A 14,684-nucleotide genomic window follows, 5' to 3' on the forward strand; every position below is an offset into this window, starting at 1 on the left:
CATCAGTGGCGTTGATTACATCGGCCAAGGCTAGAGTATAAACGAGACAGGCATTTTCTACCTGCCGCTGCGAACGGGCGTTTTATTCTTAATCAAAGCTAACCAGATTTAACTAAAGCTATATAGGGTCTGCATCCAGAAAAGCAAGTAGTTGCCGGAGTAGAGCGTTTCCCCGAAAAAAAAGAGCACCTGCTTTTGCAAGGTGCTCTCTTCCTCATGGCTTCGCAAGCAGACCAGCTACCTACTCCAGATTCTTATCTACGCTGCAACTGTGTAATATCCCTGACTGCACCACGATCAGCCGATGTTGCCAAAGCAGCATAAGCCTGCAAGGCTTGCGAGACATAACGCTCACGGCCTACCGGCTGCCAGGCATCTGGCCCGCGAGCTTCCATGGCTGACCGGCGCTGTGCCAGGTCGGCGTCGCTGACTTTGAGATTAATCGTGCGGGCCGGAATATCGATCTCTATGATATCGCCCTCTTCCACCAAACCTATCGTTCCACCTTCAGCAGCTTCTGGCGAGGCATGGCCGATGACCAGGCCGGACGAACCGCCAGAGAAACGGCCATCAGTGAACAAGGCGCAGGCTTTGCCCAGGCCCTTGGATTTGATGTACGAAGTTGGATACAGCATTTCCTGCATGCCGGGGCCGCCTTTGGGGCCTTCATAACGGATGATGACGACATCACCTTCATGTACGGAGTCACCGAGGATGGCTTCTACTGCAGAGTCCTGGCTTTCAAACACACGAGCCTTGCCGGTGAATTTCAAGATGCTTTCATCGACGCCTGCGGTTTTGACGATACAGCCCTTTTCTGCCAGGTTGCCATACAAGACCGCCAGGCCACCATCCTGCGAATAAGCATGCGCCTTGTCGCGTATGCAACCAGTTTCACGGTCAGTATCGAGGCTGTCAAAACGTTTGTCTTGCGAGAAGGCCGTCTGGGTAGGCACACCACCCGGTGCAGCGCTGAACAGTTTGCGGATTGCCACATTGTCAGTCACCGCGATATCATTCTGCGCAATCGCATCTGCCATGGTCGGGCTATGTACGGTCGGGCGTGTGGTATCGAGCAAACCAGCGCGTGCCAGCTCACCGAGGATGGAGATAATGCCACCTGCGCGATGGACATCTTCGATATGGTATTTATCGGTCATCGGTGCTACCTTGCACAGACAAGGTACTTTTCGTGAGATGCGGTCAATATCGGCCATCTTGAAGTCCACGCCAGCCTCATGTGCAGCAGCCAGTAAATGCAAAACGGTATTGGTAGAACCGCCCATAGAAACGTCAAGCGCCATGGCGTTTTCAAAAGTGGCTTTATTGGCGATGGAACGTGGCAGGATGGAATAATCATCCTGCTCATAATGGCGTTTGGCCAGCTCCACCACCAGGCGGCCAGCGCGCAGGAACAATTCCTTGCGGTCAGCATGCGTCGCCAATATCGTGCCATTGCCTGGCAAGGACAATCCAAGCGCTTCGGTCAGGCAGTTCATCGAGTTTGCTGTGAACATACCAGAACAGGAACCGCAGGTCGGACAGGCAGAACGCTCTATACGGCCTATCTCTTCATCCGATACATTGCTGTCACCGGCCTTGATCATGGCATCAACCAGATCAATCTTCATGATCTTTTGTTCACCAGTCTGCTTGGGGTGCAAAGTCTCCAGCACCTTGCCCGCTTCCATAGGGCCACCGGAAACAAACACGACAGGAATATTCAAACGCATCGCAGCCATCAGCATGCCGGGCGTGATCTTGTCACAGTTGGAGATACAGACCATGGCATCAGCACAATGCGCATTGACCATGTACTCAACCGAATCAGCAATCAGTTCGCGTGAAGGTAGTGAATACAGCATGCCTCCATGGCCCATGGCGATGCCATCATCCACGGCTATCGTATTGAACTCTTTGGCCACGCCACCAGCCGCTTCAATCTCACGCGCCACCATCTGACCCAGATCTTTCAGATGCACATGGCCAGGCACGAACTGGGTAAAGGAATTGACGACAGCAACGATAGGCTTGTCGAAATCACCATCTTTCATGCCAGTCGCGCGCCACAGGGCGCGGGCACCGGCCATATTGCGGCCATGGGTGGTGGTACGGGAACGGTATGCGGGCATGTCTGACTCCAGGCTGGCGATAAAATGAAAATGTTATATGAGCATGCGCTTCGTATAATCATATGTCAAATATGGAATTTATTGAGAATTAGGTCGAATTGAGTATTAATTAAATTCAAGACCTAAAGACTCACCACAGAGGCACCGAGACACAGAGTAAACACCGAGAAAATCAAATTTTAAAAAGATGCTCAGGTTTTCTCTTGCCTTTCTCTGTGTCTCCGTGGTGTAGCAGGGAATTCGTGCGGGACGCGTAGTCTGGTATGCCACACGCCTGCGCAACGAAGACTTCTTGCAAGAAGTCTTTCCTTCCCCTGTGTTGAGAGGTCTTTACTCAAAACACGACAGGCACAAAAAAACGCGAAGCTCATACTTCGCGTTTTTAAGAATCATGACTCCATCATTCCTGATGGTATTGCGTCACTCTTTCCACTTCATTTTTTGAACCGAGGAACACCGCCACACGCTGGTGCAGTTTTTCTGGCTGTATGTCCAGCATACGGCGTTTGCCGTCTGTCGATGCGCCGCCAGCCTGTTCCACGATGAAGGACATGGGGTTGGCTTCGTACATCAGGCGCAGCTTACCTGCTTTGTCCGGTTCACGCATATCTGCCGGGTACATGAAGATGCCGCCGCGGTTCAGGATGCGGTGTACATCGGCGACCATGGAGGCGATCCAGCGCATATTGAATTCTTTGCCGCGCGGGCCAGTGCCGCCTGCCAGCATTTCGTCGACATAGCGCGTGACTGGTGGATACCAGTGACGGGTGTTGGAGGCGTTGATGGCAAATTCCTTGGTATCTGCCGGGATTTGCATATTGCGTTGTGTCAGCACCCATGAACCCATTTCACGGTCGAGGGTGAAGCAATTGACGCCATTACCCGTTGTCAGCACCAGCACTGTTTGCGGGCCATATACCGCATAACCAGCGGCGACCTGCTTGCTGCCGGGTTGCAAAAAGTCTTGCTCGGTTGGCTTGCCCATGCCATCCGGTGCTTTCAATACCGAGAAGATAGTACCGATGGAGACATTGACATCGATATTGCTGGAGCCATCGAGTGGATCGAACAGCAACATGTATTCGCCCTGCGGATAGCGATTCGGTATCGGATGGATACTTTCCATTTCTTCTGACGCCATCGCTGCCAGATGGCCGCCCCATTCATTGGCTTCAAGCAGGATTTCATTCGACAGGATGTCGAGTTTTTTCTGTACTTCACCCTGGATGTTTTCACTGCCCGCCGTACCAAGCACTTCACCCAGCGCGCCCTTGCCTACCGCATGGCTGATAGTCTTACAGGCGCGGGCGACAACCTCAATCAACAGACGCAATTCTGCCGGGATCGAGTTATTCAGTCGTTGTTCTTCGACCAGGTATTGGGTGAGGCTTACACGTTTCATGTTGTTCTTTCAGTTTCTATTTCAGTGACTTTTAAATTCTTTATGAAGCCAGGGCCTTGCTAACGACTTCGAGCACGTCTTTCGACAGTTTCTTGGTGTCAGCCACTTTTTGCAAAGCGGCTTTCATGTGCACTTGCAGGCTCTCAGGATATTTTTTCCAGCGGTCCATGCTGCGTGCCAGGCGGGCTGCGACTTGCGGGTTGAGTTTATTGAGAGCAATCACCAGTTCTGCCCACAAGGCATAACCACTGCCATCAGCGGCGTGGAAGCGGGATGGATTGGCATTGCAGAAAGCGAACGTCAAACTGCGCGCACGGTTAGGGTTGTTTAGTGTGAAAGCCGGATGCGTCATCAATTCACGCACCTTGGCAACATCAGTGGTGCGTGCAGTTGCCTGCAACATGAACCACTTGTCGATGACCAGGGCTTCTTTCTTGAAGTCTTTATAGAAAGCTTTCAAGGACTTGGCTGCCGATTTGGCTTGCTTGTCATTGCCACTGAAGTTAGTCAATGCAGTCAGCGCAGCCAGGCGGTCTGTCATGTTTTCTGCTTCATCAAACTGGGTTTTCGCCAGCTCAAAAGTAGATTCGTCCGACCATTCAAGCAGATAAGACAGGGCCAGGTTTTTCAATCCACGTTTTGCCATGGACTGTGCATCCGGGCTGTATTTGCCAGGTGTCAGGTGAGCTTCGTAAGCACTCAGCAAATCAGCACGCAGATGTTCTGTGATGGTGGCGCGGGCAAACTGGCGTGCGGTATGGATGGCCTGTGGATCTACTACCTTGAATTCTTCAGCGATCATGGCTTCGGATGGCAGTGTCAGCACCAGTTCACGGAAAGCCGGGTCGAGGCTGGCATCGTTCAGGGTAGCGCGCAGGGCTTCGATGAACATGCTGTCCAGGCTCAGCTCTTCGCCCTGCTGTACAGCAGTCGTCAGTTTGACGAGGCGGCGTGTAGCCAGACGCTGACCAGCTTCCCAACGGTTGAATGGGTCACTGTCATTGGCCAGCAAGAGGCCCAGTTCTTCATCGCTGTAGTCGATTTCCAGCACGACTGGAGCAGAGAAATTGCGCAACAATGATGGTACTGGTTTGCTGCTAACGCCCGTAAAGACAAAAGTCTGGCTGGCTTCTGTCAGTTCCAGCACCAGACTGGTCGCACCAGCCTTTGCTTCGTACGCTGCGCTATGCAAAGGAATATCTTTCCCATCTGCACCCAGCAAGCCCATGGCAACCGGGATGTGGAAAGGCAGTTTTTCTGTCTGGCCTGGCGTTGCAGGGCAAGACTGGCTCAGGGTGATGGAATAAATCTGTGCATCTGCATCATAAGTCGCCTCGACCTTCACGCGTGGCGTACCAGCCTGACTATACCAGCGCTCAAACTGGGTCAGGTCACGGCCACTGGAATCTGCCATCGCAGCGCGGAAGTCATCGCATTCAACGGCCTGACCATCATGGCGCTCAAAATACAGGTCCATACCTTTGCGGAAGCCATCATGACCCAACAAGGTGTAATACATGCGTACGACTTCTGAACCTTTTTCATAAATCGTGACGGTGTAGAAATTATTGATTTCTACAAAAGAATCAGGGCGTACAGGATGGGCCATAGGGCCTGCATCTTCAGAGAACTGTACCTGGCGCAGCAGACGTACATCTTCTATGCGTTTGACGGCACGGCCAGTGGCTGTGCCCACCAGGTCGGCAGAAAATTCCTGGTCACGGAAAACTGTCAGGCCTTCTTTCAGCGACAACTGGAACCAGTCGCGGCAAGTGACGCGGTTACCTGTCCAGTTATGGAAGTATTCATGACCTACGACGGATTCTATGCCGGCATAGTCAACGTCAGTAGCGATAGATGGATTCGCCAGCACGAACTTGGTATTGAAAATATTCAAGCCCTTGTTTTCCATCGCGCCCATATTGAAGTCGCCAGTGGCAACGATCATGAAGCGGTCAAGGTCCAGCTCCAGGCCAAAGCGTTCTTCATCCCAGCGTATGCTGTTCTTGAGAGAATCCATGGCGTGCTGGGTCTTATCCAGATTGCCATCTTCTACCCAGACTTGCAGCAAGGCTTTGCGGCCGGACTTGAGCTTGTAGTCTTCTTCCTGGCAAACCAGCTTGCCAGCCACCAGGGCGAACAGGTAAGAAGGCTTTTTGAACGGGTCTTCCCATTTGGCGAAATGACGGCCATCACCGAGGTCACCTTCTTCGATCAGATTGCCATTGCTGAGCAGCACAGGGAATTTTTTCTTGTCGGCACGCAGCATGACGGTATATTTCGCCATGACGTCAGGACGGTCCGGGAACCAGGTGATCTTGCGGAAACCTTCTGCCTCGCACTGGGTAATGAAGTTACCGTTGGATGCGTACAGGCCGGACAAGGAGGTATTCTTGAGCGGATTGATCAGGGTTTCAATTTCCAGCGTGACTTCGTCCGGGGCATTGGCTATGCGCAGGGTCTCGCCTTCTATCTTGTAGGCAGACTTTTTGAGGTTCACGCCATTCATGCGCAGTTGCAGCAATTTCAGGGATTCGCCAAACAAGACCAGGTCTTTCTCGCTGCTGTCATGATTGCGGCACATGGTCATACGGGTGGCTACATGGGTGGCACTCAGATCAAGGTCGAAACCCATTTCGACCGTATCTACCCAAAATCCCGGGGCTACATAGTCTTTACGGAAAATTGTCTCTGGTTTGCTGGCAATATCGTTACGCATGGATGGAATATCTCGCGAAAATAAGTTGAATGACAAAGTCTTTTGAACCCTGCAAAGACCGCCATTTTACCAAGCTGCGCACTTACAGGGATAAATTCACTTGAATAGACGCAAAATAAGGCAGAAAGTTTGGTAAAACCATCAAATTTTTACTGATCTGGCCTGACCAGCATGTAAATCAAGACCTGGTAACAAAGTCGATACAACCCGTTACAGTAAGAGCAACAAATTTTCTTAATCAGGCATACTATAGAACTAGAGTAAAAGTATGTTTGAAGGAGCGGTAAAAATGAAAAAGTTCACCTTATTCTTCGCCCTGGCCTGCAGTTTGCTGCTGGGCGGATGTGCGACAACATTCACGAGCCAGGTCAGCGTCTTCCACGAATGGCCAGGCGCCACACAAGACAAGTCTTACATCTTTGAACGTGCACCCGGGCAGGAAAACAATCCCGAGCACAAACTGTATGAAGATTTGCTCAAAACCCGTCTGCAAAATCTGGGCTTCAAGGAGGTGGAGACTGGCACAGCGCCTGTCCTGAAAGTTGAATTGCAGTATGCCAGTACTCTCAGGGAAATCCAGGCCTCGCCGTTCTGGCAACCTGGTATCTATGACCCCTATTGGGGCCTGCATTTCAGCCGTGGCATTTATCGCCGCCACTATATTTATTATCCGGGATACTGGGGCTGGCCCGGCTACCCCCGTGGATGGACGGATATCAGCGTGCGCTGCACCTATCTGCACCAGTTGCAAATTCGCATCACTGAATTGAACGGTAACAAGAAACTGGCTGACATCAAGGCTAGTACAGAGCAATTCAACCCTGAGATTTCGCTGTATATTCCTTATCTGATGGATAGCGCGCTCAAGGACTTCCCGGGCAAGAATGGCAGCACCAGCAAGGTGGAATTGACCGTCAAGGATTAACCGGCATAGTCACTCTGATGGAGTGACTACACTGCTTGTACTGGTTAAGTTGCCGGAGGGTCGCGCAATGCCTCGACCAGCGCGCGATCGACCACAGATTCAGCCACAATCTGTATCGCCCTGCCCTCGCGGAACTGGGTAATCAATTCTTCGCTGGAAACCGAGAAGGCATCATGCCCCTGGCGATTCGTGAAGATATAGCGGGTACGCTTGGGGCTGACCCAGGCCAGCTTGAAGCGCGTGGTAACACCATTCTGTCTCGTAAAATCAACCCAGATGCCGCGTTCCATGGTCTCAATAACGCGCGCCCATTCATCTACCGGTTGTTCTATCTGATCCTGCACATGACGGTTCAGGCGTTTTTCACTGGCGCGCTGGGCGATATTGACGGCAATTTCCAGCTGGCGACGTGGTGAGAATTCCAGCGGGGCGCGGGCAATTGCGGCATGGCGCTCAGCCAATTTGGAAAAGAAGATAACGCGTTCTGGCTCATCCCACTTGATCGCATTGAGCCAGGCATTCAGCAAAGACAGCATGGCTGGCAGTTTGCTGACCAGCTCCTTGCGTTCTTCTGCACTGTTCTTGGGTTTCAGGCTCCAGATCAGGTCATCCATCGTCCGCAGGGCATTTTCGAGGGCGTTGGGTTTTTCTTCCTTGACGTTATGCGATATCGTCAGAATCCTGATCCATTGTTCCTTGAGGAAGGTTTCGAGGAAACCCGCAACCTCACCAGTTTCTACCCGGATGGCAACATCATTTTCGGCAAACTCGCGCGCCAGGCGCATTTTTTCCTGCTTCAGCGCGACGGCTACCGGTTCACTGATGGCAACTTCGGTTTGCTGTTCTTCATCCTTGAGGAAGGCTTCGAGGTCAGCAACGACATCTGAAAACAGTTCTATCTGCTGGTCAAAATCCTGCTGCACCCTTTCAACTATGCCTTCTATCATCTGATAGAGCGGGTCTTCTGAAGTGGTGTCGCTATTGAGCAGGACGCTGGATTTTGCCAGTGTGTCTATCAATACCCGGGCAGGATGGCTTTCCTTGAAAAAGAAATCCTTGTCCAGCAAAGCCACTTTCAAAGTCGGTATCTGCAACTGGCTGATGAGGTTCTTGATATCGGCGGGTATGCTAGTGTCATTAAAGACATAGTCAAAGATACGCGCCAGCAACTCTATCGTGCTTTGGTCTATATGGGTCAGGCCACCAGCATTGGGCTGCTGCGACAATTGCCGCAGATGCGCCGTATCTGTGGGCATGGGATTGGCAGAAAAATCTCTTTGTACGCTCGTCAGGTAATCAAAAAACTGCCTGTCTATGGTGACCATGTCGGGCGCATTACCACTGCCACCACCACCGCTACCACCGCCATAGCCACCTCCACCGCCGCCGTTTCCACTGCCATTGCCACCGCCAGCATCTTGCCCACCAGTGTAAGGCATGCCTCCACCATCCATGGCAGGGCCGCCGCCCCCGTTACCACCGCCACCTCCGGTTACTGTATTACCAAAGGACCCGGCGGGCGCATTGCCTGAGAAAATATTGCGCAGCTTGTTTTCCAGATAAGGGTCACGGTTACTGATATCGTCTGAGCCAGACATCATGTTCTTTTTTTGCTTGTTACGATAACCATCATTCAGTTCTGGCAAAATACCGCGCTCTACCAGGGCCTGATTCAATTCGCGGTAAATGGCGCCAAGTTGCAGGAACAATTCTGGCCGCAGCAAGCGCAAGATCAGGTGATGGGTTTCGGGATTGGGTTCCAGCTCCATCCATGCCTGATGGACAGCCTTGACAAATAATTCCGGGCGAAAAGGGTTTTGCGAAACACTGATGGGTGTGCGGCGCAGGATATGGCCTATGCGCACATTCAGGGCAACCAGCAACTCTGCATTGGTGACTTCCAGCGACTGGCTCAGGTTACGGCTGAGCACCTTGCTCTCCATTTCTTCAAAACTGACCAGGGAAAAATCCTGCTTGCCTTCGTCCGTCCTGGCACGCTTGCGGGTATTGACGACACTGACTTCTTTGGCAAGCGCCGCATTGACCTGCCCTGCAACCAGGCGGTAGAAGGTGGTGCCATTGCGCTTTAATTGCTGGTAAGCAGCAAAACTCGTGGCAACCTCTTCCGGCCTGACAGTCTGGTCAGACAGCTTAAACAGGGACTCAGTCAGGCGCCCTGCAAATGCCTCAATTTGCGAGGAAACCAGATTGGTGGCGATAGGCACCAGACTTTGCAGTATCAGCAAGCGGCTAGAGCTGGAAAATTCGCTCGTCTTGGCATTATTCAGTGGAATGGTATCCATCGCTCTTTTTTATTATGCTCAGGTTATAAATCATACTCAGGCGCCTGCGTGTGCGCCCAAAAACTTGCATTCTGCCAAGCCACACAGGCTTGCGCAATGCCAGAATCCTACGGAATAGTGCAGTAAAACAACAAAGCTGCAAAATTGCACTGCCCGGTATTCAAGCCTCGCTAATTAGTATAGTAAGCCTCTGACCCCAGCGTAATAACTACTATGAGCATAACTGCAAAAATAAGTACCAGCAGCAGCCTTCCAAATTTTGGGCTGCCACTGTCTTTTTCTGCCTGTGTTTTTGATGGTGGTGTTACTTCTGTCATATTTTCTTACTTCAGGGAATCAATATGCTGGAACCTGTTGTTTTGCGGGCCTCCAGCTCACGGTGCGCATGCGCCACTTCACTTAAGGGATAGCGCTGGCGTATGTCTATTTTAACTTTGCCGCTCTCGACCATGGAAAATAAGTGAGCAGCCATTTGCTCCAGATCATCACGTTTGGCCGTATAACTCATCAAACTGGGGCGGGTAATGAACAGCGAGCCACGTGAGGCAAGCTCGCCAAGACTGAAAGCAGGTACAGGACCAGAGGCATTGCCAAAGCTGACCATCATGCCCAACGGCGAAAGACAATCAAGCGACGGGATGAAAGTATCCTTGCCTATGGAATCATAGACGACAGGCACGCCTTTTCCATCTGTAATTTCACGGACACGCTGAACAAAATTTTCCTTGTTATAGTTGATGACATGGGCACAACCATGCGCTTTGGCCAGCTCGCCCTTCTCATCCGAGCCCACCGTACCTATCATGGTGACACCGATGGCACGTGCCCACTGACAGGCAATCAGGCCTACGCCGCCAGCGGCTGCATGAAACAATATTGTTTCCCCGCCCTGCAAAGGGAAAGTACGATGAAACAGGTATTGCACCGTCAAGCCCTGCAGCATCATGGCGGCGGCAGTTTCAAAACTGATGCTGTCAGGCAGGCGCACGAGATTATCTGTCGGCATAATGCGAGCCTCGGCATAGGCGCCGGTTGGCCTTCCCGCGTAAGCCACCCTGTCGCCAACCTGCACATATTTCACGTCCGGCCCTATGGCCTCTACGACGCCAGCCCCCTCCATGCCCAGGCCACCCGGCAGCGCTTGCGGATATAAACCGGTGCGGAAATACACATCAATAAAATTCAGGCCGCAAGCCTTTTGGCTTACCAGCACCTCACCCGGGCCGGGCTTGCCCAGCTCTACGTCGACATATTCCATGACTTCCGGACCACCGGTTTGCTGTATGCGGATTGCCTTGACCATTTACCTCTCCTGAATAAGTTTTTCTGCGTTTAGGCTTTTTTTCTGGACAGCAAGTACATGCCGCCCATGACCAATACTGTCCCAGCCAGCTGCCAGCCAGTGATGGGTTCGCCAATAAAGTAAGCGCCCAGGAACAAGGTTGATACCGGGCCTATCATGCCAGCCTGCGAAGCTGTCGCTGCGCCTATGCGCTTTACCGCAATCATGGTCATAAACACTGGCAATACCGTACACATGATGGCATTCACGATAGATAATGAATATACAGCAAGCGGCTGCACCAGCATGCTGGCAGGACGCAAAATAAAAAACTGGCTTATGCAAGCAGCACTGGAAACACACATCGCATACGACACCAGACGCAGGGAACCCAGTCTTTGCACCAGTTGCCCCGACTGTATCAGATAGATGGCATAAGAAATTGCCGCCCCCAGCACCAGGGCAGAGCCTAGCAGCACATAATCGCCACCCAGCTTAAGATCATGAAAAAACACCAGGACGATGCCCAGGTAAGACACGACCAGGGCTGCCCACTCCAGTCTGCTGACAGCACGTTTCAAAAAGAAGGCAGATATCAGTAGGACAAAGGACGGCGTCAGGAACAGGATCAGACGCTCCAGACCAGCGCTGATATATTGCAAGCCGAGAAAATCCAGGAAAGATGACAGGTAATAACCAACCAGCCCCAAAGCCACCAGACGCCAGCGGTCTGCTTTGCTGAGGCTGCCGCCCTTGTGCATTTGCCAGATGGCAATTCCAGCAAAAATAGGCAAGGAAAACGCCATACGAAAACAGATCAGTGTCACCGCATCGACGTTGTAGCGATAAATCAGTTTGGCAACGATAGCCTTGGTAGAAAACAGGATGGCACCAATCAGGGCGATGGCAAGACCAGTCAGGTAATGGCGGCGGGCAAGTAATTTCGTTTGTTCTGTAAGCATAAATCTCTGAATGAGGGAAAAACTGTTACATGGTCTGAATCCGTAATTTCACACATAAATTACCAGGCAGAAAGTAAATAATTTCCACACAGAAAAGAACTGACAATGTTTCACACCGTATTTGACATTTAGTTGCCAAATTTGACTTTGTGTGACTATTAAATAATGCATTTTTCAATACACTGATTTTCGTGAACCACATTGCTGGAGAAAATCAAATGTACACGCCACGCTTACAATATGCCAATCAACCGGTGCTCCGTCCAAAACGTGCGATGACGACAGCTGCGCCGCAAAGACAGACGAAGGATGTATCGCCAAAGCAAAACGACAGCTCCCTGAACAGCATTTTCAGGCGTCTGGTCAAGAACAACCCTGATCAGGAATAATTTTCCTTGTCAGCAGAGCTTTTGGGCTCTGCTGCTAGATGTGCAATGCCGCGTGAAATACCAGCAAGCTCATTTCTTCAGGATGGAACCTAGCACACCGCGAATAATTTCACGCCCCACCTGAGAACCCATGGTCCTGACCGTCGATTTGATCATGGTCTCGACCACATTATCCTTGCGGCGCAAACCGCCGCCGCCGAGCAGGTTGCCAAACACGCTTTTCAGCGTATCACCTACACCACCGCCACTTTCCTGTGCAGGCGCAGGCTGTGCCGCACGGCCTGAATTGAATACGGGGCGACTTGGCGCTGCTGGTGCTGCCGGCGCAGACGAAGCCGAGGGCGCATTACCCCAGCCATTGGTATCTGCAACTGCAGGCTCTTCCCTGCTACCTGGTTGCAGATTCTCTTCTTTATCTGCGGTAGCGGCACGCGCTGCCACCCTGCCTGTCAGTTTTTCATAAGCAGATTCACGGTCTATGTGCTTCTCATACACACCTGCAACGATGGAAGCTTGCATGACTTGCTGGCGCTCATCCGCCGTTATCGCCCCTATCTGTGACGATGGCGGCACGATCAAGGCACGTTGCACGATGTTGGGCCTGCCTTTATCATCAAGAAAGGAAATCAGCGCCTCACCAACACCCAGCTCGGCAATCACCGCTGCAGTATCGAGCTTGGGATTGGGTCGGAAAGTTTCTGCCGCAGCCTGCACTGCTTTTTGATCCCTGGGCATATAGGCACGCAGGGCATGCTGAACACGGTTGCCGAGTTGCCCCAGCACAGTATCAGGAATATCCAGCGGGTTTTGTGTGACAAAATACACACCCACACCCTTGGAGCGTATCAGGCGCACCACCTGCTCTATCTTTTGCAGCAAGACCTTGGGTGCCTCATCAAACAGCAGATGGGCCTCATCAAAGAAAAACACCATCTTGGGCTGATCGACGTCACCAACCTCAGGCAAATGCTCATACAATTCAGACAGCATCCATAGCAAAAAGGTCGAATACAGACGTGGCGATTGCAACAACTGATCTGCCGCCAGGATGTTCACAAAACCCCGGCCATCGCCGTCAGTCTGCATCATGTCATCCAGATTCAACATGGGTTCGCCAAAGAATTGCTCGCCGCCCTGCTCCGAGATCGTCAACAATGAACGCTGGATAGCACCAACACTGGCGGCAGAGATATTGCCGTATTCTGTCTGGAATTCAGGCGCATTCTCGGCCAGGTATTGCAGCATGGCGCGCAAATCCTTGGTATCAAGCAGCAGCAAACCGTGGTCGTCGGCGATCTTGAAGGCCAGTTGCAAAACGCCCTCCTGAGTATCATTCAGATTCAGCATGCGGCCCAGCAGCAAGGGGCCGAGGTCAGATACCGTGGCACGCACCGGGTGGCCTTGCTTGCCAAACACGTCCCAGAATGTCACCGGGCAAGCCTGCCATTTGGGTTCATCAAGTTGCAGGGCTTGCAGTCTCTGCTGGATTTTGCCCGTTGCACTGCCTGCCTTGGCCATGCCGGACAGGTCACCTTTGACGTCCGCCATGAAGACTGGCACACCTATGGCAGAAAAAGCCTGGGCCAGCGTTTGCAGGGTAACCGTCTTGCCAGTCCCCGTAGCACCAGTGATACAACCATGGCGATTGGCCCAGTCTGACAATAAATTCAAGTCGAATTCGGTGTTTTTAGCGATCAACAGAGGTTTTGACATAGTTTTGGAGGGTGATTTGGGGAAGTCGGTCGGTGCCACTATGGTAAAATACTGGTCTTCATTATAAAACCAAGCCAGGCAAAATTGCCGCCCTCAGGGTGAGCTATTGTCAATTCAGGAAAGAGCGATCATGGCAGGACATAGTAAATGGGCCAATATCAAGCATAAAAAAGCAGCAACTGATGCCAAACGCGGCAAGATATGGACGCGTCTGATCAAGGAGATCACGGTTGCAGCACGCATGGGTGGTGAGGATGTCGATTCCAACCCGCGCCTGCGTCTGGCAGTAGACAAGGCGGCGGACGCCAATATGCCAAAAGAAAACGTCACGCGCGCTATACAACGCGGCGCGGGCACACTGGAAGGCGCAAATTACGAAGAAGTACGTTATGAAGGTTATGGCATAGGTGGTGCCGCCATTGTCGTCGATTGCATGACCGACAACCGCGTACGCACCGTGGCTGAAGTACGCCATGCCTTCAACAAATACGGTGGCAATATGGGTACTGAAGGCTCGGTTGCCTTTTTGTTCCAGCATTGCGGCCAGATGTTCTTTGCCCCAGGCACGAATGAAGACGCCCTGATGGAAGCCGCCCTGGAAGCCGGTGCTGACGATGTTATTACAGATGAAGAAGGCGGTATCGAAGTCATCTGCGCACCATTCAGCCTGTCTGACCTGCGTGCCAGCCTGGAAAAAGCCGGTTTCAAGGCAGAAGTCGCTGAAGTCGTCATGAAGCCAAATACTGAGACCGTATTTGCTGGTGATGAAGGTATCAAGATGCAAAAACTGCTGGACGCCCTCGAAAACCTCGACGATGTACAAGAAGTATTCACCAACGCCATCATAGAAGATTAAG

Annotated in this window: 11 protein-coding genes; 3 read left to right on the forward strand and 8 right to left on the reverse strand. The window is 51.9% G+C overall.

The features are described from left to right. Positions 1 to 254: 254 nt before the first annotated feature. The 3 genes from ilvD to pepN all read right to left on the reverse strand — a co-directional run bounded on the left by ilvD (position 255) and on the right by pepN (position 6,253). On the reverse strand, positions 255 to 2,132 hold the full coding sequence (gene ilvD / locus UNDKW_RS16305) for a dihydroxy-acid dehydratase (RefSeq protein WP_162059524.1): 1,878 nt from the start codon (positions 2,130 to 2,132) through the stop codon (positions 255 to 257). Positions 2,133 to 2,532: 400 nt separating this feature from the next. Further along, entirely contained in the window at positions 2,533 to 3,534 is a 1,002-nt protein-coding gene (locus UNDKW_RS16310) for a class 1 fructose-bisphosphatase (protein ID WP_162059525.1), read from the reverse strand. 40 nt (positions 3,535 to 3,574) lie between these two features. After that, positions 3,575 to 6,253 (reverse strand): aminopeptidase N, encoded by a 2,679-nt coding sequence (gene pepN / locus UNDKW_RS16315; protein WP_162059526.1) that lies wholly within the window; start codon positions 6,251 to 6,253, stop codon positions 3,575 to 3,577. Positions 6,254 to 6,542: 289 nt separating this feature from the next. On the opposite strand from pepN, the gene UNDKW_RS16320 reads away from it, so the two are divergent. Continuing rightward, positions 6,543 to 7,178, forward strand: a complete 636-nt coding sequence (locus UNDKW_RS16320) for a DUF4136 domain-containing protein (RefSeq protein WP_162059527.1) — start codon at positions 6,543 to 6,545, stop codon at positions 7,176 to 7,178. A gap of 44 nt (positions 7,179 to 7,222) precedes the next feature. Here the strand turns inward: UNDKW_RS16320 and UNDKW_RS16325 are convergent, their stop codons facing one another. From UNDKW_RS16325 to UNDKW_RS16335, 4 genes are all read right to left on the reverse strand, one after another. Then, entirely contained in the window at positions 7,223 to 9,481 is a 2,259-nt protein-coding gene (locus tag UNDKW_RS16325; RefSeq protein ID WP_162059528.1) for a DUF1631 family protein, read from the reverse strand. A 170-nt stretch (positions 9,482 to 9,651) separates the two neighbouring features. Then, positions 9,652 to 9,798, reverse strand: a complete 147-nt coding sequence (locus UNDKW_RS30025) for a hypothetical protein (RefSeq protein WP_174244949.1) — start codon at positions 9,796 to 9,798, stop codon at positions 9,652 to 9,654. 11 nt (positions 9,799 to 9,809) lie between these two features. Continuing rightward, positions 9,810 to 10,784 (reverse strand): quinone oxidoreductase, encoded by a 975-nt coding sequence (locus tag UNDKW_RS16330; protein ID WP_162059529.1) that lies wholly within the window; start codon positions 10,782 to 10,784, stop codon positions 9,810 to 9,812. A 29-nt stretch (positions 10,785 to 10,813) separates the two neighbouring features. Continuing rightward, positions 10,814 to 11,725 (reverse strand): DMT family transporter, encoded by a 912-nt coding sequence (locus UNDKW_RS16335; protein WP_162059530.1) that lies wholly within the window; start codon positions 11,723 to 11,725, stop codon positions 10,814 to 10,816. 218 nt (positions 11,726 to 11,943) lie between these two features. Here UNDKW_RS16335 and UNDKW_RS16340 point away from each other — a divergent pair, with 218 nt between their 5' ends. Beyond that, positions 11,944 to 12,114: a hypothetical protein gene (locus UNDKW_RS16340; RefSeq protein WP_162059531.1), complete on the forward strand. Its 171-nt coding sequence runs from the start codon at positions 11,944 to 11,946 to the stop codon at positions 12,112 to 12,114. A gap of 69 nt (positions 12,115 to 12,183) precedes the next feature. Here UNDKW_RS16340 and UNDKW_RS16345 read toward each other — a convergent pair whose 3' ends face one another. After that, entirely contained in the window at positions 12,184 to 13,827 is a 1,644-nt protein-coding gene (locus UNDKW_RS16345) for a helicase HerA-like C-terminal domain-containing protein (protein ID WP_162059532.1), read from the reverse strand. A gap of 130 nt (positions 13,828 to 13,957) precedes the next feature. Between UNDKW_RS16345 and UNDKW_RS16350 the strand changes: the two genes are divergently transcribed. Next, a complete protein-coding gene (locus UNDKW_RS16350; protein ID WP_162042029.1) occupies positions 13,958 to 14,683 on the forward strand; it encodes a YebC/PmpR family DNA-binding transcriptional regulator in 726 nt (241 codons plus the stop codon). The last annotated feature ends 1 nt before the right edge of the window (position 14,684 follow it).

The sequence above is a fragment of the Undibacterium sp. KW1 genome, assembly GCF_009937955.1.
Lineage (GTDB): Bacteria > Pseudomonadota > Gammaproteobacteria > Burkholderiales > Burkholderiaceae_D > Undibacterium.

Coding starts and splice junctions, on each gene's coding strand:
- ilvD (WP_162059524.1), bottom strand. CDS start 2,132: ATGCCCGCATACCGTTCCCGTACCACCACCCATGGCCGCAATATGGCC.
- UNDKW_RS16320 (WP_162059527.1), top strand. CDS start 6,543: ATGAAAAAGTTCACCTTATTCTTCGCCCTGGCCTGCAGTTTGCTGCTG.
- UNDKW_RS16345 (WP_162059532.1), bottom strand. CDS start 13,827: ATGTCAAAACCTCTGTTGATCGCTAAAAACACCGAATTCGACTTGAAT.
- pepN (WP_162059526.1), bottom strand. CDS start 6,253: ATGCGTAACGATATTGCCAGCAAACCAGAGACAATTTTCCGTAAAGAC.
- UNDKW_RS16340 (WP_162059531.1), top strand. CDS start 11,944: ATGTACACGCCACGCTTACAATATGCCAATCAACCGGTGCTCCGTCCA.
- UNDKW_RS16325 (WP_162059528.1), bottom strand. CDS start 9,481: ATGGATACCATTCCACTGAATAATGCCAAGACGAGCGAATTTTCCAGC.
- UNDKW_RS16335 (WP_162059530.1), bottom strand. CDS start 11,725: ATGCTTACAGAACAAACGAAATTACTTGCCCGCCGCCATTACCTGACT.
- UNDKW_RS16350 (WP_162042029.1), top strand. CDS start 13,958: ATGGCAGGACATAGTAAATGGGCCAATATCAAGCATAAAAAAGCAGCA.
- UNDKW_RS16330 (WP_162059529.1), bottom strand. CDS start 10,784: ATGGTCAAGGCAATCCGCATACAGCAAACCGGTGGTCCGGAAGTCATG.
- UNDKW_RS30025 (WP_174244949.1), bottom strand. CDS start 9,798: ATGACAGAAGTAACACCACCATCAAAAACACAGGCAGAAAAAGACAGT.
- UNDKW_RS16310 (WP_162059525.1), bottom strand. CDS start 3,534: ATGAAACGTGTAAGCCTCACCCAATACCTGGTCGAAGAACAACGACTG.